We start from the raw sequence: 21,126 nt of genomic DNA, 5'->3' as shown, positions 1-21,126 counted from the left end.
CAAGACGCCGTGTCGAGGGAGTCGACGGTGCATCAAATTTTTGGGGATTCCGGGAGAACTAATGGCGGGGCGGCGAGAAGGTATTGATGGCCTTAGGCTCTAGGGCGAAATTGCCTGGAATGCCCGGGATCATTGGCTGGAAGGTGGAGCGGGTAGAGGGAATCGAACCCTCAACTAAAGCTTGGGAAGCTTTCGTTTTACCACTAAACTATACCCGCTCTGATAGCTGCTCTGAGCGGCTGACTTTGTACCAGAACCCTGCCCTGATTTGAAGCGCTAATTTCACCCCGCAGCGCTTTGCCCCCTGATACTCACCCTGAAAACCAACCGCCAGATGACGATGCTCCGTAACTGACGGCGGCTTCGTGTGTGGTTTTCAGAAGGTCAGGGACGGGTAGTCCTGAACCCGGTTATGGACGTCGCGTGACACCTGTGCCGGTTGCAGGAAATTCATCAGTACCTGTTTCGAGTCGCGGCAGGCGGCCTTGTGTTCCATGTCCAGGAAGTGGCCGGTGGCGTCGATGGTGCTGAAGCTGCAGTCGCGAAGGTATCTGGAGAAGTGGGCGGCGTCGTGCGCGCAGGTGTATTCGTCCAGGGCTCCGTTGATGAACAGTATGGGGACGGTGATGTTCTTGCCTGCGGTCAGGTAATTGTCCGGGTCGAGCTCCAGGACCTGGCTGAAGTGGTAATGCATCTGGTCATATTCGTGAGCATCCAGGCTGCTGATATGACGGAAATTGAAGCGTTTGAACAACGTAGGCAGATGCTTGCCGACGGTGTTGTTGATCAGGTGGCCCATGTCATAACGGTTATGCGCGCCCAGGTGCGTGATGCCGTGACACAGGTAGTCATGCATCTTCTCGTTGATCACTGGGGAGAACGAGCTGATCACTGCGCTTTCGATGCGTTTCGGCCGATGCGCCAAAGCAACCAGCGTGGCCGCGCCGCCCCACGAGAACGACAGCACGTGCTCGGCATTGAAGTGATCGATCAGTTCCAGCAGGAGCTGGCCTTCTTCTTCCCGGGTCAGTGGCGCGCCATGCAGGTTGTGCGGTTTGGATTTGCCTGAATAGGGCTGGTCGTAAAGCACCACGTTGAAGGTCGGGTAGAGGTTGCGGACGGTCTGGGTAAATGAAGCGGTGGTGGCCAATGAGCCGTTGACCAGAATGATGGTCTTGGCGGCGGCATCGGTGCGATAGAGTTCGGTATAAACCCGAAACTGTCCTTGTATGTCGAGCACTGCTTTTTCTGGCGACATAGGTTTCACTCCTGGCGTAGACAGGTATGCGTGCCTATGACATTGCCCGCGTTTCGTGACAGACATGCGATAGTCGATCAACGGCCTGTGCTGATCCGACCAGCGTCTGCCACGCGGCTATGACGTTCAAAAAAGGCCGATTTCGCCGGCGTTCAGCGCGCGATAGCTGCCTGGGCACAGGTCGGGGTCCAGCGCCAGCGCGCCGATGGTTTCCCGATGCAGGCGCAACACTTTGTTGTCGAAGTGGCCGAACATTCGTTTCACCTGATGATAGCGGCCTTCGACAATGCTCAGGCGCGCACTTTGCGGCCCCAACAAGGTCAATTGCGCCGGTTGTGTGGTGAGGTTTTCGAATGCGAAATACAGGCCTTCGGCAAACTTCGCGGCGTAGCGTTCGTCGATCGGTTGCTCGGTCTCGACGTAATACACCTTGGGCATTTTGGTCTGTGGCTGAGTCAGGCGCCGCGACCATTGACCATCGTTGGTTATCAGCATCAGGCCGGTGGTGTTGAAGTCCAGCCGTCCGGCGATGTGCAGTTCGTGCTTGTCAGGCTCGTCCAGCAAATCGAGCACGGTTGGATGCTGCGCATCGCTCGTCGCGCTGACGCAGCCTTCAGGTTTGTGCAGCATGAAGTAGCGGGGGACTTTGCCTGCCTGGAGGATCTCTTCGTCGAGCGCCACACAACTGAATTCGCGTACTTCGTGGTGCGGGTCGCGGGTTGCCTGGCCGTCTACCTGCACCCGTCCGCTGGCCAGCGCCAGGCGCACTTGCTGACGATTGAAGCGTGGCAGGTTACTGAGGAAACGATCAAGGCGCATGGCGATAACGGCGAGCGGAGGAAGGGGCGCGCATCTTACTCTGTGGCCCGGTGTGCCTGCGGAGCTGGCGCTGCATCTTCGATCCCGGCGCAGCGCGGGCACAGACAGGCCTTGTCGCGAAGGTTATCCGGCAGGCCTGCCAGCAATGCCGGGTCGATGCTTTGCGAAAAGCACCAGCAGGGCCGGTCCACGGTGCGCGGATCGGCCAGGCTGCATTGGTTGCTGAAGCCGCACAAGGGGCACAGCGCGGTGTCAGGGGAGGCCGTTGTCATGTCGAGAGTAAGCGCCGTGCTGGATGATCGGGATGTCCGTTTCAGGCCATATTAGCAATCACCGAGCTCGCTGTCGGGGCATGATAGACGGGTGAGCGGTTCATCAGCGCCGATATCGCCGCACACCGGCAGTGCACGAGCAATATTCTGTCGTAATGGATGCCTTGAATGGACAGGCTTTCGAACAGGTCGGCCAGGGATGGCGGGGGCATGCCGAAGCGGTTGCGCACTGTCAGAACATCCATCGGCGTCGGCGGCAACCAGCCGCGCAAGGGCGACGCCCGCGAGTTGCCCACCACGCTTGCGATCTCGTCATAGCTCTCGCTGGTCGTCGTCTGAAACTTGGACAGGCTGTAGTTCTTCAGTCTGCCGGGCAGCGAAGTGCCTGCTATCAGCTTGGCGGTGAGAAGTAGAGGTTCAAGCGGCGTGGGCTGCATCACGCTATGCACCGCCGTATTGGAAAGTGCGAATGGCCGGGCGTTCTTGTTGACGACCCGATGCAGCTTCGGGTCCACCAGTTCGTAGCCATGCGGCGCGTAGGTGCGAATCTCGGTGCCATTGGGGATCTTCACCGTCCGGGACCATGGTGTGTAGTACCCATGGCTGCTGACCACCAGAGTGCGCGCCTGACCCCTGTCGGACGTCCATAAAAGGAACCTTTTACCCAGCTTCCAGGCATGGACCTGCAACAGGTTTGACGAGACGGCAGTGCTGACTGTCCAGCGTTTGAGCAGGGCGTCGGTGTGAAAGAATTTCTCCAGCCGGGTCTGGCGCGGGGTGACAAATTGTCTGCGCAACGGCCGGGTGCCGAACGCTCGGTCGAGCGTAATCGCTACGGTTTGGGAACTGCTCACGGCAGGTTTTACGATTCGGCTCAGTGAGCGCAGCATCCTTGGCGTGTGCGGAGCCAGTTGCAGCAAGCCCAGCGTTAGCGTGGCCAGCAGCGCCTGGTTTTTCTCTGCGTAACGGCTGCCTGGCAGATGCGTTGCGGCAATGGCCAGCGAGGTGATGCCAATCTCCGTGGCCAGGGAGGCAACGAGCGCAGGTGTCAGCAACAAGGATATCGGCACCAGCAGCCGCTGTAATTGCTGAAGCCGGTCGGTCCAGTCCGCCAGTGTTACCTGCGTTGATGTGACGATCTGATCTTCTGCGTCATCCAGCGCGTTCTGCTTGAGCAGTCGGTGCAGAAAAGCGAATGGCGTGTCTTCCAGCCTTTTCTCACACAACGAGTGGTTCATGGCCTGGCGTGTGTCAGGGTTGTACAGCGCATCGATCCAGGGGCGAAGGATGGAAACGGGCGGGTTGGGCGCCTGTGTCCCGCCCCATAATTTGAGCAGGTAGTCCAGGCGCTGGTGATGACGGCGCGGAACATAACGCATGACCGTCTCACGCCACTCCGGACCGGCCGTTGCCCGGCTCAGATGCAGCTTCAGCGCCGTGTCGTCTGCAAACTCGATGAACGCATCGGCATGGCCCGCCTGATAAAGCACGTTCGGTGAGCCCGGCTGCTCAAGTACCAGCAGGCCGGTGTACTGCTGTTGCATGGCGTCGATCAACGCGCCCTGAACGAAAAAACCGAGTGACCGCCAGTTATGAGGAGCAGGGTGCGCGAGGGTGTCCACGAGCAGATCGAAGGTGCCGCGCGTGAGGCTGCCGCGCTTCAGGCTGATCAGTGCCTGGTTGATGAAGGTGGTTCTGAATGCCTGTTGTATGGTGGTTCGCTGCTGATCCCAGAAGTCGTGGATGCGTTGAGTCATCCAGGTCAGAAAGTCGAAGGCTGTGATGTAGTCCTCGAGCGCCTGCGGGCTGATATCAAGCACCTGACCCTGCTCACTGTCGCCCTGCCCGGTGGGGTCGAAGAACACCACGGTGCTGCCGCCGTGATCGATATAGCCAGCAGGGTGATCGACTCGATAATTGCCTACCAGCGCCTCGCTCAGGCTGATCGGCCTCGGGTCGGGGGCGTGAACATAGGTAGGCGGCAACCGGGGATTGCCCAGAGGGGTGCTCGAATAGCCGGGTCGATAAGCGATGAACACATGCTCGGGGTTGATCGTCAGCGTGTGGTTTTCCTGTAAATAGCTCGCCATGACTTGCCCGGCCATTTTCGACGCAACCGGGATCTGTTCCAGAATGCTCGGCTGTGTCTGCAACAGGTCTGCGGCACCTGCCAGCGCCAGGCCACGAGCGACGGGCCTGAGCAGGTCGAGCGTGCTGCGCGCATGGCTGTCGGCAAGAAGCCCGGCGAACGAAGCCTGGGTCACTGCGGTGAACAGGTCGCCTTCGATCAGCGGCGCCTCGACAACGATGACGGCATGCTGCTCAAGCGAAAGAAATACCTGGCCGTAGAGCCCTGAGGCGTTCATGGCCGCCAACAGCCGCCTGCTCATCTGGCGTGGATCATCGCTGATGTATTCGATGACGTTACCCTTGGCACCCAGAATGTGAATGAAACAATGCGACGTGGTTTTCGAGCTGATCTGAAATATCTCCGGCACCTGTTTGCCATTCAGCATCAGGGCTCGGACTTCGGATTTTTCACCTCGTCCGCTCATGCTCAGCGTGTCGGTGGCGGCGGGAAACCGGTCCAGCCCCAGGGCGTCCAGCGCCAACCAATAACCGTCCCGACTGATGTGTCTGTGGTTGAGCTGCCGAGCCAGGTTGTCAAGGAACGCCAGCCGCGACAAGGTGCGCCAGGTTGCCTCGTGCCGGGTCCTGAATGTCTGCAGTACGGCGTTGTAATTGCGTTTGAGCGGCAGCTCGCCAATCCGCTTGAACATCCGCGCGGTTGTCAGCGCAGGCGTGTCTTCGCACAGTGAAATATCGGCAAGGGTGCTACGCGACAGCGCCTGGAAGTGCGCAGGCTCGAAGCTGGCCAGCGCCACATCGGTCAGCGACAGGCTGACGCTGTAATGCTCGTGTCCACTGTCGTCCACGGCAGGTCGGTCATCGTTGCTGAACGTGATCTGCAGGGCGTCCGGGTCGAGTGCCTTGTCGCTCGTCTGCGTGAGCAGTGTGGTCAGTTGCTGGCGAACATAATCCTGTCGCGTCGGCGGAAAGTCCATGTCCAGTTGGCAGGCTTGGAGGAGTAACGTCGAGTCGGCAATCAGCCGGAAACCTGCGCTGTTACGCATGGCTCTGAGTTGACGCTCGATGTGTGGCGCGGCGTCTTTCGGCTCGCTTTCTTCGGTCACCGCAGGCAACGGTGTTGGTTCGGGCACTGAAAAGCCGTCCGGCAGGATGAACGGCATTGATGCGTTCAGCGTGTCGTGCCTGCTACTGCTGTGCTCGGGACGCAGAACGCTGGTTTGCTCCAGCAGTAAAGAGGACGGGTGAAACAGCGTGTCCTGACGAAGCGGACTCCAGATGGGGGGCATGACGTGCGGTCGAAATGAATGGATGCCCATTATTTCGGGAAGCGAGATGGGGAAGGTCATAACTATGTATTGCAACTTCCCGTCGCGCTGAAAGAGGGAGACGGCATGCCCGAGCATGCCGCCTTGCTCACTGCGGTTGCACGTGCGCACGCCAGCTGCCGAGATGGCTGATGTCGCGGGCGCCCTCCAGACCATAGGCTTCGCAGATGAAACCGGTCTCCCAGCGGCCGTCGGCCAATTGCACCTTGCCCAGCCCGAGCGGCGCTGGAATGCCGGTCAGGAACGACCCCAACTCGATACTTGGCAGCTCCCAGACCTCCACGTCGATGGCGACGCCGTGTTCGGCCACCCGCACCATGCCAGGCCGGAAGGGCGGACCACCGGCCAGCGCATACAGCCGATAGTCGGCCGAGCTTTGCGTGGTTTCCAGCAGGCGTGCCCCTCGTTGCCTGAGCTGCCAGTTCAATGCCAGTCCGTCCAAGTGAGCACCGCAGACCACCAACCGCGCCCTATCGTTGCGCGCAGTGGTTTGCGGTACAGGCAGCCGAGGTGCTTCGCCGCCAATCAAGGGCAGGGCGGTTTGCCGTTGCAAGGCGTCGGCCAGACTGAGCAGGTACTGATCGGTGAATGCGCGTCCGAACAGCGTCACGCCCCACGGCAGACCGTTGCCCATGAAGGCACTGGGCACGGCGACGGCGGCGTAGTCGAGCAGGTTGACGAAATTCGTGTAGTAACCCAGCTCCGAGTTACGCAACACCGGCTCGGCCGCCAGCTCTGCCGATGTCACCGGGCGGCCGATGCTTGGCGTCACCATGCATTCCAGGCCTTCAAGTGCCCGATCGCACGTCGCCTTGAGTGCTTGCAAACGGTACTGCGCGCGAAACGTATCGACCCCGCTGACCTCGGGAGCCTTGGCCAGCACGTCGCGGATCACCGGCAATACCGCGTCAGGACGTTCTTCCATTAACTGTCCGGCGACGCTGTAGCGTTCGGCCACCCACGGCCCCTCGTACAACAACCGCGCCGCTTCGAGAAACGGTGACAAGTCCACTGTGACCGCTTCGCCACCCAGCGCTGCAAGGTGGTCGATAGCTGCGTTGAACAGTCTCGGCCCCTCGGTACAGCCGAAGAACTGCAGGTCCTCCGCACGGGGTACACCGAAGCGAAACGGGCGAGGTGTGCCGAAAGCCGAGGCGTCGTTCCACAAAGGGTTGCGACGGCTGTACTCATCGCGCGAATCAAATGCGGCGATCAGTGCCAATAGCTCGCTGGCTTCCCGCGCCGTGGCGGTGAAGGTCGAGACGCAATCCTGCGTGCGGCATGCGGGCACCACGCCCGCCGTGGAAATCAGTCCCTTGCTGGCTTTCATTCCCACCAGGTTATTCAGTGCCGCGGGCACCCTGCCCGAGCCCGCCGTGTCGGTGCCCAGCGAGAAGCTGCTGACGCCCAATGCCACGGCCAGCGACGAGCCGGCGCTCGAACCGCCTGACGGGTACTCGTTCAACACGCTGTTGGGGCAGGCGCCATAGGGCGAGCGGCTGCCGTTCAAACCTGTGGCGAACTGGTCCAGATTGGTCTTGCCCATGGGCACGGCACCCAGCGCGATCAGGTGCGCGACGACGCTTGCCGAGTGCTCGGGTGTGTAGGCGTAGTCCGGACAGGCCGCGGTGGTTGGAATGGCCGTCAAATCAATATTGTCCTTGATCGCGAAGGGGATGCCGAACAGCGGCAGGTCTTTGGGATCACGAGCATCCAGTGCAGCCAGATAAGGCTCGAGTTCAGCCGGGCTGAGCAGGTGGATGAACAGGTGATAATCGCTGTTCAGCCTTGCGGCTTTTTCGCGCAGCGCCAGGATCAGCTGGCGCGGCGATGTCCGGCCGGACTGGTAGAGCGCGCGTACGGTGTCCAGACGCAGGTCATTGGGCAGTGCTATGTCGTTCATGACGGGATTCCCTTGAAAGTGAAAAGTGGGTCGATTCAGTCTGCGCTCAGCACCACCACCCGTTGCCCTGCGCGTACTGCCGAGCCGGGTTGCACCCTGACGTCCTGCACCACGCCGGCGATCGGGGCGAGCAGGGGGATTTCCATTTTCATGGACTCCAGAATCACCAGCACGTCGCCTGCTTCCACGTGTTCGCCCGGTTGTACCTGGACTTGCCAGAGATTGCCGGCGATGTGGCTGTCGACGCCTTGCTGGCCGGGTTGCAGAGGCTGTTCTTCGGTGTTTGGCGTCACGCCTTCATCGCTCTGGAAGTCGGCCTGCCCGTTGGCGATCCAGCGTTCGCGCTCTGCGTTGAAAGCGGCGTTCTGCTGGGCGCGGAACGCCTCAATGCCTTCGGCTTCGCGGGTCAGGAAGGCTTGGTAATCAGCCAGATTCAGGGTGCTGTGTTCGATGTTCAGGGCGAAGCGACCCAGCGGGAAGTCGCGGCGGATACGCACCAGTTCGTCGGCGCTGACCGGGTAGAAACGGATCTGATCGAAGAAGCGCAACAGCCATGGTTTACCCTCGAAGGCAGCGACGTCGCGATAGCGATTCCACATCTGCAACGTGCGGCCGACGAACTGGTACCCGCCGGGGCCTTCCATGCCGTACACGCACATGTACGCGCCGCCGATGCCCACCGAGTTTTCGGCGGTCCAGGTGCGCGCCGGGTTGTACTTGGTGGTGACCAGCCGGTGGCGCGGATCCAGCGGCGTGGCCACCGGTGCGCCGAGGTACACGTCGCCCAGCCCCATGACCAGATAGCTGGCGTCGAACACCGTGCGCTGGACTTCGTCGAGGTTGGGCAGGTCATTGATACGGCGGATGAACTCCAGGTTGCTCGGGCACCAAGGCGCGTCCTTGCGTACTGTGGTCATGTACTTTTCGATGGCCAGCTGGCAGGCCGGGTCATCCCAGGACAGCGGCAGATGGACGATGCGCGAGGCCACTTGCAGGTCTTTCGCGGCGCACACGGCGTCCCATTCTCCGGCGATGATGTCGAGCAGTTGCCAAAGCGGCAGTTGCTCGGGGCGGTAGTGGACTTGCAGAGAGCGAATGCCCGGCGTCAGATCGACCACCCCCGCCAGCGCCTTGGCCTCCAGCGCAAGCATCAAGGCATGGCCGCGCAGACGCAGCACCAGATCCAGCTCCGGCGCACCGATTTCCAGCAGCAGATGGGTATCCCCGGACAGACGCGCAACCAGGCGTTTATCGTCCTGACCGATGTCGAGGATGACTGGGGAGGGCAGATCCTCTATGCGGACAACTTCGCTGTCACGGGAGTTTGCGGTGCCCTGTAGGAGCGGACTTGTCCGCGAAGAGTCCGGTGCGGTCGATGGATTTTCTGCGTCAGGACTATAGCTTTCGCGAACAAGCTCGCTCCCACGGGAGTTTGCGTTGCCTTGTGGGAGCGGACTTGTCCGCGAAGAGTCCGGTGCGGTCGATGGATTTTCTGCGTCAGGACTATAGCCTTCGCGAACAAGTTCGCTCCTACGGAAGTTTGCGGTGCCTTGTAGGAGCGGACTTGTCCGCGAAGAGTCCTCTACAGTCGATGGATTTTCTGCGTCAGGACTATAGCCTTCGCGAGCAAGCTCGCTCCCACGGGAGTTTGCGGTGCCTTGTGGGAGCGAGCTTGCTCGCGAAGAGTCCGGTGCGGTCGATGGATTTTCTGCGTCAGGACTATAGCCTTCGCGAGCAAGCTCGCTCCCACGGAAGTTTGCGGTGTCTTGTGGGAGCGAGCTTGCTCGCGAAGAGTCCGGTGCGGTCGATGGATTTTCTGCGTCAGGACTATAGCCTTCGCGAGCAAGCTCGCTCCCACGGAAGTTTGCGGTGTCTTGTGGGAGCGAGCTTGCTCGCGAGGAGGACGTTGCAGTCGATGGATTTTCTGCGTCAGGAATATAGCCTTCGCGAACAAGTTCGCTCCTACGGGTATACGCGGCTTCCTGTAGGAGCGGACTTGTCCGCGAAGAGGGCGTTGCAGTCGATGGATTTTCTGCGTCAGGAATATAGCCTTCGCTAGCAAGCGCGCTTCCACATCGTTCTGCATGACACGCCTCGACGCTCACCGGAGTGAATCGGACCTTGTCGCCAGCCTTCAATTGCCCCAGCTGCCACAGGTCCGCTTCGATGATGGTCACCGGGCAGACGAATCCGCCCAGGCTGGGTCCGTCCGGCCCCAGGATTACCGGCATGTCGCCGGTGAAATCCACCGCGCCGATCGCATACGGGTTGTCGTGGATGTTGGACGGGTGCAACCCCGCCTCGCCGCCATCGGCACGCACCCATTCGGGTTTGGGGCCGATCAGGCGCACGCCGGTGCGGCTGGAGTTGAAATGCACTTCCCAGTCGGTCGCGAAAAACCTCTCGATGTACGCTTCAGTAAAGTATTCCGGGGCGGCATGCGGGCCGTAAATGACCCTCATCCGGCGCACGTCTGTCAGCGCTTCAAGTGCCTCATCGGCAATCTGCTGCCCCGCACTGCGCTCCACCAGGGGCGCGATGTGCAGCACATCGCCGGCGCGCAGCGCGCGACCGCCATGACCGCCGAACTGGCCGAGGGTAAAGGTACTTTTGCTGCCCAGGTAATCCGGCACGTCGAGCCCGCCGCGCACGCACAGGTAGCTTCGCACACCGGCACCTGCGATGGTGCCCAGCGACAACGTCGAACCGGCGCTCACGAATAGCGCGGTGTTCATCGCACAGGCTTGGCCATCGAGGGTGATCGGGATGTGCGCACCGGTCACTGCGACCACCGCATCGGTGTTGAAACGCAGTAGCGGCCCGCTCATGGTTATTTCCAGCGCGGCGCATCCTTCAGGGTTGCCCAGCAGGCCGTTGCCCTGGCGCAACGCGCGGCTGTCCATCGGCCCGGATGGCGGTACACCGACCGCCCAGTAGCCCAAGCGTCCCGGATAGTCCTGAACGCTGGTCTGGGTGCCGCCGCTCAGCACCTCGAAGGTGTCAGCGTGATACACCAGATCTTCCAGACAGCGGGTCCACGGCTGGCCACTGGAGAACGGCGCGTCGGCAATGATCTGGCGCAGATAGTCGCGATTGGTTTCCACACCGTACAGACGCGTTTCGTTCAGCGCGTCGATCAGCCCGGCGCTGGCGTCCTCGCGGCTCGGTGCCCAACTGATCAGCTTGGCGATCATCGGGTCGAAGTACGGCGGTATCTCGCAACCGGCCTCGACCCAGGTGTCGATGCGCAGCTTTCGGCCATCGGCAGGCGGGAAATCAGCCGCAGTCAGCAGGCCAGGGCAGGGCTGAAAGTCACGGCCCGGATCTTCCGCGTACAGCCGCGCCTGAATCGCGTGGCCAACCGGTTTCAGACCGGCCTGCAACTGATCCAGCGGCGGCAGATCACCGGCGGCCAGTTGCACCATCCAGCTGACCAGATCCACGCCCCACACCTGCTCGGTGACGCCGTGCTCGACCTGCAAGCGTGTGTTCACTTCCAGAAAATAGAAGCGCTGATCTTCACTGTCGAAGACGAACTCGACCGTCCCGGCGCTGCGATAATTGACTGCCCTGGCCAGTTTCACCGCCGCTATGCAGAGTTCTTCGGCCATGCCGTGCGGCAGGTTCGGGGCCGGGGTTTCTTCCAGCACTTTCTGATTACGCCGCTGTACCGAGCAGTCGCGTACGCCGAGCGCCAGTACTTCGCCCTGACCGTCGCCGAACACCTGCACTTCCAGATGGCGGGCGCGCTGGATGTATTTCTCGATGAACACACCCGCGTCGCTGAAATTGTTCTGACCGAGGCGCTTTACCGCCTCGAACGAGTCCGCCAGCTCTTCGGCGCTGCGACACACACGCATGCCGATACCACCACCGCCCGCCGTGCTCTTGAGCATCACCGGGTAGCCGATGGTGTGAGCCGCCGCGATGGCCGACTCCAGGCTGTCGAGCAGCTCAGTGCCTTCGAGCATGGGCACGCCATGCTGTCTGGCCAGCGCTCGTGCGGTGTGTTTGAGGCCGAATACGCGCAGTTGCTCGGGCGTCGGGCCGACGAAGGCGATACCGGCGTCTTCGCAGGCCTGAGCGAACCCAGCGTTTTCGGAGAGAAACCCGTAGCCGGGATGAATGGCTTTGGCGCCGCTGGCTTTGGCGATGGCGAGGATCTTGTCCACCGCCAGATAGGTTCCGGCTGCGCCACCTTCGCCCAGACTCTGGGCTTCGTCGGCCTGCATCAGGTGCAGGCTGGCAGCGTCGGCTTCGGAATACACCGCCACGCCCTTGACCTGCAAGGTGCGCAGGGTCCGCAGGATGCGGCAGGCAATGGCGCCACGGTTGGCGATCAGCAGTTTGTCGAACATGGCATAACCCCGGAAACCCAGTCGCGCTCGGTTTCGTGATGGGAAGCGGGCCGTCCCGCTATTGATCAATCTACGCAACGGTCGTCCGTTGCTGAGGGCAGGTGCCGGGTCAGTCGCGAATCAACAATTGCGCAGGCGTCGGGTTGTAGCCGTTGCAGGGGTTGTTGAGCTGCGGACAGTTGGAAATCAGCACGATCACGTCCATTTCTGCGCGCAGCTCGACGTATTTGCCGGGTGCGGAAATACCGTCTTCGAAGGTCAGGCCGCCTTCGGCTGTCACGGGTACGTTCATGAAGAAGTTGATGTTGGGGCCGATGTCGGCCTTGCTCAGCCGACCGTCATGCATACAGGCGCGCAGGTAGTTGTCGCGGCAGCTGTGCATGTAGCGCTTTTCCAGGGCATAGCGCACGGTGTTGCTCTCTTGCGCGCATGCGCCACCGAGCGTGTCGTGGCGACCGCAGGTGTCATCGACAATGGTCAGCATCGGCTGGCCGAGGTTGGAAAACAGCACGCTGCCGGTGGTCAGGTACACGCTGTTCTGACGGCGCAGGGTGCGCTGTACGTCGTAGCGTTCACGCGGGTTGCTCAGGCTGAAAAACAGCGTGTCGACGGCCTGATTGCCTTGCAGATCGAGGATGCGCACGGTCTGCCCGGCCTTGACCTCGGCCAGAAACGGCTCGCCAGCCGGGATGGTCGCGTCGCAGCAAAGGTGAGTGGGTGAATTCATGACAAGGCTCCTCAGGCGAACAGGCGGTCGGTATTGATGAAGCCGCGCTCGTTTTCCGGGCGCGAGGTGCGGCAGTGCTCGGCGACGCTTGCGTCGGCTTTCATCCAGCTGAGTTTCATCGGTTGTGGGGTGTATTCGGGGTTGGGGTCCATCGGGTGTTGCAGCGCGGTCAGCACCACCAGCGTGTCCATCGGTGCGTAGAGTTCGATGTAGTCACCGGCTTTGGAATTATTCGGCGCGAAGTGCAGGGTTCCTGCCTCGTCGACATCGACACGGCTGAACAGGTTGAGGGTCATCAGCAGGTCGGACAGCCCCAGCCCCCATTTGCCCAGCTCGACCAGCAGGTTGTCGACGCCGTTGCGAAAGAAGCCGTTGCGCAATTCCTGATAACGGCCCTGGCCGTATTTTTCAGCGACTTCCTGAGCATTGAGCACGCCGCCGATGCTGTCGCTCCAGCCGCAGGTGTCAGTGACGATGGCCGCCAGTACGCGGCCCATGTCCGAATACAGGCAATGACCGTTGCTCAGACGAGCGGTGTGCTGGCATTTGAGGCTGTCAGGCAGGTTCAGCCGTTCGGTTTTTTCGTGGGCGTTGAGCAGGGTCAGGCTGACGTTGGCGTTGCCGTGCAGGTCGGTCAGGCGCAGCAGTTCGCCGCGCTTGAGGATAAACGAACGATGGCCGCCACCGGGCAGCATCTCTTCGGCGAAAACCGGGTACAGCGTGGTTGAGTCGGTCATTGAACGGGCTCCTCTGAAACGTTGAGCAGCGAATCGATGGCGGCGCGTTCGGCGCGGCGTTCGCTGTTGAGGGGGATGTCGTAAGTGATACGCGCGCCATAGGCGCCGGGGGCGTGCGGGTCGTGGCGCACCTTGTCGAAAACCAGCAGGCGGGTGCCGAGGTTGAAACCTTCGGACAGGTCGTGGGTGACCATGAACACAGTCAGTTTCGTTTCGCGCCACAGGTCCAGCAGCAGGTAATGCATGTCCTTGCGGATGCCGGGGTCGAGCGCGCCAAACGGCTCGTCCAGCAGCAGGACGCGCGGTTTCATGATCAGCGCCTGGGCGATGGCCAGTCGCTGTTGCATACCGCCGGACAATTGCGTCGGGTACTTGTCCAGCGCATGCCCCAGGCCGACCTTGCCGAGCAACTGTGCGGCGTGCTCGCGCGCCTCGCTTTTCGCCTGGCCGAACAATCGGCCGAGCCAAGACGAGCGGGGCAGCTCCAGACCCAGCGCCACGTTGTCGAGCACCGACAGGTGCGGGAACACCGAATAGCGCTGAAACACCACGCCACGGCTGGCATCCGGCTCATTGCGCAGGGGCGTGCCGTCCAGCGTGATCACGCCGCGACTGGCGGATTCCTGACCCAGCAACAGGCGCAGAAAGGTCGATTTGCCGCAGCCCGAAGCGCCGACCAGCGTGCAGAATTCGCCTTCGGCCACGTCCAGGTTCAGGCCCTCGAGTACCACCTGGTCGGCGTACTGCTGCCAGACATTGCGCACACTGATAAAACTCATGCGCGTGCTCCTTCGTACCAGGGAAAGGCGCGTCGGGTCAGTGCTTTCAGGCCCCAGTCCATTAGCCAGGCAAGCAGGGTGATCCACACCACATAGGGCAGAATCACGTCCATCGCCAGATAGCGCCGCACCAGGAAGATCCGGTAGCCCAGGCCGTCAGTCGAAGCAATCGCCTCGGCGGCGATCAGGAACAGCCACGCCGAACCCAGCACCAGGCGCAGGGCTATCAACAGGCGTGGCAGCAATTGCGGCAGGATCACCCGCAGGATCAGTGTCCAGGTCGAGGCACCGAGGGTTTGCGCCTTGATCAGCAGTTCGACCGGGATTTCACGGGCGCGCTGTTCCAGATCGCGGGCCAGAATCGGTGTGATACCGATCACGATCAGCATTACCTTCGATAACTCGCCCAGGCCGAACACGATGAACAGAATCGGCAGGATGGCCAGCGGCGGCACCATCGACAGCACCGTCAGCAAGGGCGACAGCGGTGCGCCGCATAGCGGCAGGATGCCCGCTGCGATGCCCAGACACAGGCCCAGCAGCGCGCTGATCCCCAAGCCGATGGCCAGGCGTTGCAGGCTCGATGCGCTGTCCTGCCACAGCAGGTAGTCACCGCTGCGCGGGTCGGCAACGAACGCCATGCGTTTGACCGCATCGGCCATCTGTACCGCGCTGGGTAGCAGTTTGTCGCTGGGGTTTTCCGCAAGCCGGGTGGCCGAGCCCATGAAATAGGCGAACAGCAACAGGGCGAACGGCAGGATCACCAGTATCAGGCGACCGGCACGATCCGGATGGCGGTTTATCAAACGCATGGCAATGACCTTTCTACTGAACGTGATTTACAGCTTGCCGTCGACGGCCATCTGCACGTAGCCGGGGTCAAAGTGCAGCTTGAGATTGCCCTTGTCGCCGAGCGTCACGCCATTGGCGAACGACATGCCGACCGCATCGGCGTCGCGTGCGCCTTCGCCGAGCAAGCCGTGGGCGAACGAGAAGTCAGCCACCTTGCGCTGGGTGTCCGGCAGCTGTTTGCTGGTCGCGAACTCAAGGGCTTCCTTGGGTGTGGCAAACAGCTTGGTGGTGTCCAGTTGCGCCTGGAAGCCGGCCAGATCGGTGCCCGATGCCTTGGCCATGTGTTCCAGCGCCGCCTTGCCCTGAGCGTTTTTGGCGTTCATCAGTTCGACCACTTCAAACCAGGCGCCGGTCAGGGCTTTGCCCAGGGCCGGGTTGTCTTTCAGGGTCTGGGTGTTGACGACCATCATGTCCATGATCTCGCCGGGAATCTGGCTGGAGTTGAACACCTCGGTCACGCCGGGCTTGGCCTTGATGTCCGAGAGCATCGGGTTCCAGGTGGTGACCGCCTGTACATCGTCGGTATTGAAAGCTGCCGAGATATCGGCATCCGAGGTGTTGACCACCTTGAGGTCTTTCTCACTGAGCTTGACGCTGTCCAGCGCTCGGGCCAGCAGGTAGTGAGACACCGACAGCTCGACCAGATTGACGTCCATGCCTTTCAGATCGGCGACTTTCTTGCCTTCGCCCTTGAGCACGATGCCGTCGTTGCCGTTGGAGAAGTCGCTGACGATCAGTGCCGTGCTTTCCACGCCACCTGCGGCCGGGATGGTCAGAGCGTCCATGTTGGTCATGGTGCAGCCATCGAACTGGCCGGCGGTGTACTGATTGATGGATTCGACGTAGTCATTGAGCTGGGTGACATCGATCTTGATGCCGTACTTTTTCGCCCACTTGTCGACGATGCCCTGGCTACCTGCGTATTCCCACGGCATCCAGCCTGCGTAGATGGTCCAGCAGACGTTGAAGTGATCTTTCTGGGCGGCAGTCGCCGAGAGGCTCAACGCAGCAAGCAGGCCTGCCGTCAGCAGACCGAAGAGACGAGACTTTTGCATGTTGAGAAATCTCCAGTAGTGAAAAAAGGCGGCCAGGAGCAACGTGACACCACTGGTGTCCCTGTCTCCCGGGCTTTTGTCCCGCCGTGTAACCTCTACTGGAGGTCGCCAACTCTCGGACCAGCCACTTGCCTGTTGGCAAGCCGGAACCCTAGTCGGCTATTGCAAATTGTGGTGCCGCGAACCTGTGTTGACTCCTGCACATCGCTCATCAAGCGAGAGTTGTGCCAACTCGTGCTGCGCCTTGTTTTTCAAGGGCTGGCCGAGTCATCGACGGCCAGCTGCCGGAGGAACTGCCTTGTGCTGGTGCGAGACCGCACCGTGATGAGGCAAAGGTGGATGAAATGTTTTGTAGCATGTTTGTAGAAGGCCGAAACAGGCCTGCAGGCCTTGGTTGCAGAGCCTTTGCGAGTCAGTTGCTGACCATTCGCGCCCAACCCTCTAAGCTGACCCAAGGCACTAGAAGGCCTTTTCGATGTCAGACATTTCGTCCGCCAACCGCTTTGACGGACGCCGACCAGCGTCGCTGGTTTGGCCCAATCGCGGTCCAGGAGGCCGCCATGTATCGAAGACCCTTGCTTATCACGTTGCTGACCCTTTTCCTTTCTGGTTGCTACGCAGGTCCCGGTTACTACGAATCCGATGTGTACACGCAGCCGACTGTCGTGGGCGGCGCCTACGCGTATGACAATGGCTACCGCTCTACCTACTATCAGGAGCGACGCATCTATGTGGCGCCTCAACCGCGCTATTACACCCAGCCCCGCTATTACGCCCCGGCACCCCGTTATTACGCGCCACCGCCCCCGCCGCGCTACTACCAGCCGGGACGTCCACCGGGTTATGGCTGGAGAAACGACGGTTTCGGCCGCAATGACGGCTTTCGCGGCAATGGTGGCTTCGGACGCAACGACGGCTTTCGTGGCGACCGAGGTAACCGTGGCTGGGACGACCACGGTGGGCGTGGCGGACGAGATGGCCGTGATCATGGAAGAGGCGGGCGCGGCGATGGTCGTGGCGGGCATCGATAGCTGAAATGTGTGCGCTCACTGTCATGCCAATGCTGTGAACTGACTACTGCTGCAAACTGACTATAGTGCCGACGTTCCGCGTCGGCACACTTTTCTGGACGCTCTGCGTCCTGCCTTGAAGACGCATAGCGCAACCGGCATTGACTTTGCCGCCTGGCTTTCCTAGTGTCCGCGCATTGTTTTTACCGGATGTAACCATGACTAGCGACGACCGCATCAAGCTTGAGCCGAGCTGGAAAAACGCCCTGCGTGACGAATTCGAACAACCCTACATGGCTCAATTGCGCGAGTTTCTGCGACAGGAGCACGCGGCGGGCAAGGAAATCTATCCGCCCGGACCACTGATCTTCAATGCGTTGAACTCCACGCCGCTGGATAACGTGAAAGTGGTCATCCTTGGCCAGGACCCGTATCACGGTCCGAATCAGGCGCATGGTCTGTGCTTCTCGGTGCAGCCGGGTGTGCCGACGCCGCCATCGCTGGTCAACATCTACAAAGAGCTGAAACGCGACCTGAACATCGATATTCCGAACCACGGTTGCCTGCAATCCTGGGCTGATCAGGGCGTGCTGTTGCTCAACACCACGCTCACTGTCGAGCGCGCCAACGCTGCTTCCCATGCAGGAAAAGGCTGGCAGCACTTCACGGACCGGATCATTCAAGTGGTCAGCGAGCACCAGCCGCATCTGGTGTTCCTGCTGTGGGGCGCTCATGCGCAGAGCAAGCAGAAACTGGTCGATGCGACCAAGCATCTGGTGCTGACCTCCGTCCATCCGTCGCCGTTGTCAGCCTACAAAGGCTTTTTGGGCAACGGGCATTTCGGGCGGGCCAACAAGTACCTTGAGCAAAACGGCATTGCGCCGATCGACTGGCGCTTGCCAGCGCTTTGATTTGCGAGGATTCCAGCGACCTGTTCAGTCAGCGAGCCGTTTGTTCCAGCGTCGGTATAGCGGCTCGGCGAGAAACAGCACGAACAGCAGGCGCATGACCTGCATGGCCGTGACCAGCGGCACCGACAGTTGCAGCACTTCGGCGGTCAGGCTCATTTCTGCGATGCCGCCGGGCATCATGCCCAGCGTCAGCGAACGCAGGTCCAGGTGGGTGAGGGCGCTCAGCGCCAGTGCCGCCAGCGCGGCGATCAGCATGGTCAGCGCAGTGCCCAGTAGCGTGCGCGCCAGGAACGATGGCGCACGCCGAAAGAACTCCCGATTGAAATGACAACCCAGTCCGCTGCCAATCAGCAACTGGCCAAGCTGGCTGGCACCGTTGGGCAGGCCGATTTTCAGATCCCAGACCACGCTCGCCACGGCACTGAGCAACAGCGGGCCGAACAGCCAGGGATTAGGCTGCTTGAGGCGTTGCCACAGCCAGGCCAGCGCAGCCCCGAGCGGCAGCAGAACGGCCAGCCAGCGCCAGTCCACGACGCTGGCATGCAAGGCTGGTGCGCCATCACCCAATAGGTATTTGAAGATCGCCGGCACGCACAGCACCACGGCGAGTACCCGCAGACTTTGTGCGGCCGCGACACTGCTCAGCGTTGCACCGTTGCGAGCGCCGAGGTTGACCATCTCCCCGGAACCGCCCGGCATGCTGGAGAAGAACGCCGTAGGGCGATCCTCGCCGGTACGCAGCATCAGCCACACGCCGACCAGACACGACAGGCTGGTGACCAGGGCACCGATGAAAATCAGCCCGAAATGCGCCAGTACCTGTTCAATGACCACCGGGGTGAAGTGCAGGCCGATGCCGATCCCGATGATCAGCTGACCGCATTTGCGACCGCCGGGAATCTGCGCCAGCTGCCAGGGTGTCAGGCAGCGCACCAGGATGATTGCCAGCAACGAGCCCACCATCCATGGCAACGGCCAGCCGACCTGACTGGCGAGGTAGCCGCCCAGCAGGCCGACCAGTGGCGTTGCCCACCATTGGCGCAGAGACGAATCAGCCATGTGCCGCAGCGGCCTGCTGTTTGGCGCGCTTGCGCCAGATGCGCAGCAGCGGGAACAGCAGCATGAACACGGTCACCACCCAGACCCCGAGGGTGATCGGGCTCGACCAGAGGATCCCCAGTTCGCCGTTGGAGATCGACAGGGCACGACGCAGGTTTTGCTCCATCAGGCCCCCCAGGATGAACCCGAGCAGGATCGGCGACAGCGGGAAGTCCAGCTTGCGCAGGATGTAACCGAAGATACCGATGCCGACCATCAGGAACAGGTCGAAGGTGGTGGCGTGCACCGCATACACACCGATGCCGGTGATGATCGCAATCACCGGGACCAGCGCCCAGTTCGGCACGGCGAGGATGCGCGTGAAGATGCGAATCATCGGGATGTTGAGGATCACCAGCATGATGTTGGCGATGAACAACGACGCGATCAGGCCCCAGACGATATCCGGTTGCTGTTGAAACAACATCGGGCCGGGCGTGATGTTGTACAGCGACAACGCGCCGATCATCACCGCCGTGGTGCCTGAACCCGGCACGCCGAGTGTGAGCATTGGCACCAGTGCGCCACAGGCTGTCGCGCCGATGGCTGTCTCGGGTGCGGCCAGGCCACGCATGTCGCCTTGGCCGAACTTGCCGCTAGCGCCGGCGATGCGTTTTTCCGTCATGTAAGCGACCGCGCTGGCCAGCGTCGCACCGGCACCAGGCAATACGCCAAGGATGAACCCCAGCAGACCGCAGCGAATATTCACCACGAATACGGCAGCGGCTTCCTTGACGTTGAACATCATGCGCCCGGTGGCCTTGACGGCCTCCTGGCCACGATGGGTCTTCTCCAGGAGCAAGAGGATTTCGCTGATCGAGAACAGGCCCAGCACCAGCACCACGAACTGAATGCCATCGGTGAGGTGAATGTTGTCGCCCGTGAAACGGTACACCCCGCTGTTGGCATCGATACCGACCGCAGACAGGAACAGCCCGATCAGCGCGGCAATGAACGTCTTCAGCGGCCGGTCACCGGCCATCCCGCCCAGACAGACGATCGCGAACACCATCAGCACGAAGTATTCCGCCGGACCAAAGGCAATCGCCCATTTGGCGAGCAGGGGGGCGAACAGCACCATGCCGCAGGTGGCGATGAACGCGCCGATGAACGAACTCCATGCCGACAGCGACAGTGCAACCCCGGCCAGGCCCTGACGTGCCATCGGGTAACCGTCCAGGGTGGTCATCACAGTGGACGCTTCACCCGGAATGTTCAGCAGGATCGAGCTGATACGTCCGCCGTATTCGCAGCCCAGGTACACGGCGGCTAGCAAGATCAGCGCCGACTCGGGCGGCAGGCCCAGCGCGAAGGCGATAGGGATCAGCAGCGCTATACCGTTGATCGGTCCAAGCCCCGGCAGCAGGCCGACGACAGTACCGATCAGTGTTCCGCACAGCGCCGTGATCAGGTTGTAAGGCGTCAGGGCGACACCGAAGCCCTGGCCCAGATAACCGAAAGTATCCATTTTAATTCTCCAGAACGCTGAGCAGGCCTAAAGGCAAGGGGACGTCCATGGCCTTGTCGAACAGCAGGTACAGGCCGACGCTCATCAGAATCACCACCACCACGCTCGGCAGCCAGCGGCCGCCATACAGGCGGGCCATGGGGATGCCGATCAGAATGCTGCTGAGGATGAAGCCCAGCGGTTCGAACAGCCCTGCGAATACCAGCAGCAGGACGATGCACACGCCGATCTTGATCAGGGTCTCGCGATCCAGCTCCGGGTCTTCCTCGGTGTGCACGATGGGTGTAGGTCTGATCAGCAGGTACAGCAGGGCGACGCCCATCAGCCCGAGCATCAGCAGCGGGAAGGCGCGCGGTCCGACCGGTTCATAGGAAAAAGGTGCCTGATAAGGCCAGGCCATAAGGGCAAGGCCTATGCATGCCAGCAACAGCACGCCAGCGAAGATGCGTTGTATGACCATGAG

At 61.4% G+C, this 21,126-nt stretch carries 16 protein-coding genes, 1 tRNA gene and 1 riboswitch; of the genes, 2 read left to right on the top strand and 15 right to left on the bottom strand.

Annotated elements, in window-relative coordinates; genetic code table 11:
• Window positions 1-144: 144 nt before the first annotated feature.
• The 12 genes from JOE39_RS13850 to JOE39_RS13795 all read right to left on the bottom strand — a co-directional run bounded on the left by JOE39_RS13850 (window position 145) and on the right by JOE39_RS13795 (window position 16,176).
• Window positions 145-218, bottom strand: a tRNA-Gly gene (locus JOE39_RS13850).
• Window positions 219-376: 158 nt separating this feature from the next.
• A complete protein-coding gene (locus tag JOE39_RS13845) occupies window positions 377-1,258 on the bottom strand; it encodes an alpha/beta hydrolase (RefSeq protein ID WP_004416378.1) in 882 nt (293 codons plus the stop codon).
• 126 nt (window positions 1,259-1,384) lie between these two features.
• The gene (locus JOE39_RS13840; protein ID WP_096113818.1) at window positions 1,385-2,077 is read right to left on the bottom strand and encodes a pseudouridine synthase; all 693 of its coding nucleotides are present in this window, start codon (window positions 2,075-2,077) and stop codon (window positions 1,385-1,387) included.
• A gap of 35 nt (window positions 2,078-2,112) precedes the next feature.
• Entirely contained in the window at window positions 2,113-2,349 is a 237-nt protein-coding gene (locus JOE39_RS13835; RefSeq protein ID WP_096115831.1) for a cysteine-rich CWC family protein, read from the bottom strand.
• A 41-nt stretch (window positions 2,350-2,390) separates the two neighbouring features.
• Window positions 2,391-5,726, bottom strand: coding sequence for a DUF6543 domain-containing protein (locus tag JOE39_RS13830; protein ID WP_210078632.1), 3,336 nt, complete (start codon window positions 5,724-5,726; stop codon window positions 2,391-2,393).
• Window positions 5,727-5,853: 127 nt separating this feature from the next.
• Window positions 5,854-7,668 (bottom strand): allophanate hydrolase, encoded by a 1,815-nt coding sequence (gene atzF / locus JOE39_RS13825; RefSeq protein WP_096115830.1) that lies wholly within the window; start codon window positions 7,666-7,668, stop codon window positions 5,854-5,856.
• Between the two features lie 35 nt (window positions 7,669-7,703).
• A complete protein-coding gene (locus JOE39_RS13820; RefSeq protein WP_210078633.1) occupies window positions 7,704-12,026 on the bottom strand; it encodes a 5-oxoprolinase/urea amidolyase family protein in 4,323 nt (1,440 codons plus the stop codon).
• 109 nt (window positions 12,027-12,135) lie between these two features.
• The gene (locus tag JOE39_RS13815; protein ID WP_003395856.1) at window positions 12,136-12,753 is read right to left on the bottom strand and encodes an urea amidolyase associated protein UAAP2; all 618 of its coding nucleotides are present in this window, start codon (window positions 12,751-12,753) and stop codon (window positions 12,136-12,138) included.
• A gap of 11 nt (window positions 12,754-12,764) precedes the next feature.
• Window positions 12,765-13,490: an urea amidolyase associated protein UAAP1 gene (locus JOE39_RS13810; protein ID WP_096116362.1), complete on the bottom strand. Its 726-nt coding sequence runs from the start codon at window positions 13,488-13,490 to the stop codon at window positions 12,765-12,767.
• The gene (locus JOE39_RS13805; protein WP_096116361.1) at window positions 13,487-14,269 is read right to left on the bottom strand and encodes an ABC transporter ATP-binding protein; all 783 of its coding nucleotides are present in this window, start codon (window positions 14,267-14,269) and stop codon (window positions 13,487-13,489) included. Before JOE39_RS13805 ends, JOE39_RS13810 begins: the two co-directional genes overlap by 4 nt.
• A complete protein-coding gene (locus JOE39_RS13800; protein ID WP_003413041.1) occupies window positions 14,266-15,081 on the bottom strand; it encodes an ABC transporter permease in 816 nt (271 codons plus the stop codon). The genes JOE39_RS13805 and JOE39_RS13800 overlap by 4 nt, the downstream gene beginning before the upstream one ends.
• A 27-nt stretch (window positions 15,082-15,108) precedes the next feature.
• Window positions 15,109-16,176, bottom strand: a complete 1,068-nt coding sequence (locus JOE39_RS13795) for a putative urea ABC transporter substrate-binding protein (protein ID WP_017279503.1) — start codon at window positions 16,174-16,176, stop codon at window positions 15,109-15,111.
• Between the two features lie 63 nt (window positions 16,177-16,239).
• A riboswitch (guanidine-I (ykkC/yxkD leader) is annotated at window positions 16,240-16,342 on the bottom strand.
• 478 nt (window positions 16,343-16,820) lie between these two features.
• On the opposite strand from JOE39_RS13795, the gene JOE39_RS13790 reads away from it, so the two are divergent.
• Both JOE39_RS13790 and ung read left to right on the top strand, forming a co-directional pair.
• Complete coding sequence (locus JOE39_RS13790) at window positions 16,821-17,207, top strand: hypothetical protein (protein WP_161632673.1); 387 nt, start codon at window positions 16,821-16,823, stop codon at window positions 17,205-17,207.
• A gap of 197 nt (window positions 17,208-17,404) precedes the next feature.
• Window positions 17,405-18,097, top strand: coding sequence for a uracil-DNA glycosylase (gene ung / locus JOE39_RS13785; protein WP_003405314.1), 693 nt, complete (start codon window positions 17,405-17,407; stop codon window positions 18,095-18,097).
• 24 nt (window positions 18,098-18,121) lie between these two features.
• Here ung and JOE39_RS13780 read toward each other — a convergent pair whose 3' ends face one another.
• From JOE39_RS13780 to JOE39_RS13770, 3 genes are read right to left on the bottom strand one after another with little or no spacing between them, the layout of a single operon-like run.
• On the bottom strand, window positions 18,122-19,156 hold the full coding sequence (locus tag JOE39_RS13780) for an AbrB family transcriptional regulator (protein ID WP_024648546.1): 1,035 nt from the start codon (window positions 19,154-19,156) through the stop codon (window positions 18,122-18,124).
• Window positions 19,149-20,663, bottom strand: a complete 1,515-nt coding sequence (locus JOE39_RS13775) for a tripartite tricarboxylate transporter permease (RefSeq protein ID WP_210078634.1) — start codon at window positions 20,661-20,663, stop codon at window positions 19,149-19,151. Before JOE39_RS13775 ends, JOE39_RS13780 begins: the two co-directional genes overlap by 8 nt.
• A gap of 1 nt (window position 20,664) precedes the next feature.
• Complete coding sequence (locus JOE39_RS13770) at window positions 20,665-21,123, bottom strand: tripartite tricarboxylate transporter TctB family protein (protein WP_011268760.1); 459 nt, start codon at window positions 21,121-21,123, stop codon at window positions 20,665-20,667.
• Window positions 21,124-21,126: the final 3 nt, after the last annotated feature.

It is taken from the genome of Pseudomonas sp. PvP100, from assembly GCF_017833055.1.
Lineage (GTDB): Bacteria > Pseudomonadota > Gammaproteobacteria > Pseudomonadales > Pseudomonadaceae > Aquipseudomonas > Aquipseudomonas syringae.
Note: the sequence above shows the minus strand (reverse complement) of the source record. Positions and strands in the feature narration are given on the sequence as shown.

Coding starts and splice junctions, on each gene's coding strand:
- JOE39_RS13845 (WP_004416378.1), bottom strand. CDS start 1,258: ATGTCGCCAGAAAAAGCAGTGCTCGACATACAAGGACAGTTTCGGGTT.
- JOE39_RS13840 (WP_096113818.1), bottom strand. CDS start 2,077: ATGCGCCTTGATCGTTTCCTCAGTAACCTGCCACGCTTCAATCGTCAG.
- JOE39_RS13835 (WP_096115831.1), bottom strand. CDS start 2,349: ATGACAACGGCCTCCCCTGACACCGCGCTGTGCCCCTTGTGCGGCTTC.
- JOE39_RS13830 (WP_210078632.1), bottom strand. CDS start 5,726: ATGCCCCCCATCTGGAGTCCGCTTCGTCAGGACACGCTGTTTCACCCG.
- atzF (WP_096115830.1), bottom strand. CDS start 7,668: ATGAACGACATAGCACTGCCCAATGACCTGCGTCTGGACACCGTACGC.
- JOE39_RS13820 (WP_210078633.1), bottom strand. CDS start 12,026: ATGTTCGACAAACTGCTGATCGCCAACCGTGGCGCCATTGCCTGCCGC.
- JOE39_RS13815 (WP_003395856.1), bottom strand. CDS start 12,753: ATGAATTCACCCACTCACCTTTGCTGCGACGCGACCATCCCGGCTGGC.
- JOE39_RS13810 (WP_096116362.1), bottom strand. CDS start 13,490: ATGACCGACTCAACCACGCTGTACCCGGTTTTCGCCGAAGAGATGCTG.
- JOE39_RS13805 (WP_096116361.1), bottom strand. CDS start 14,269: ATGAGTTTTATCAGTGTGCGCAATGTCTGGCAGCAGTACGCCGACCAG.
- JOE39_RS13800 (WP_003413041.1), bottom strand. CDS start 15,081: ATGCGTTTGATAAACCGCCATCCGGATCGTGCCGGTCGCCTGATACTG.
- JOE39_RS13795 (WP_017279503.1), bottom strand. CDS start 16,176: ATGCAAAAGTCTCGTCTCTTCGGTCTGCTGACGGCAGGCCTGCTTGCT.
- ung (WP_003405314.1), top strand. CDS start 17,405: ATGACTAGCGACGACCGCATCAAGCTTGAGCCGAGCTGGAAAAACGCC.
- JOE39_RS13780 (WP_024648546.1), bottom strand. CDS start 19,156: ATGGCTGATTCGTCTCTGCGCCAATGGTGGGCAACGCCACTGGTCGGC.
- JOE39_RS13775 (WP_210078634.1), bottom strand. CDS start 20,663: ATGGATACTTTCGGTTATCTGGGCCAGGGCTTCGGTGTCGCCCTGACG.
- JOE39_RS13770 (WP_011268760.1), bottom strand. CDS start 21,123: ATGGTCATACAACGCATCTTCGCTGGCGTGCTGTTGCTGGCATGCATA.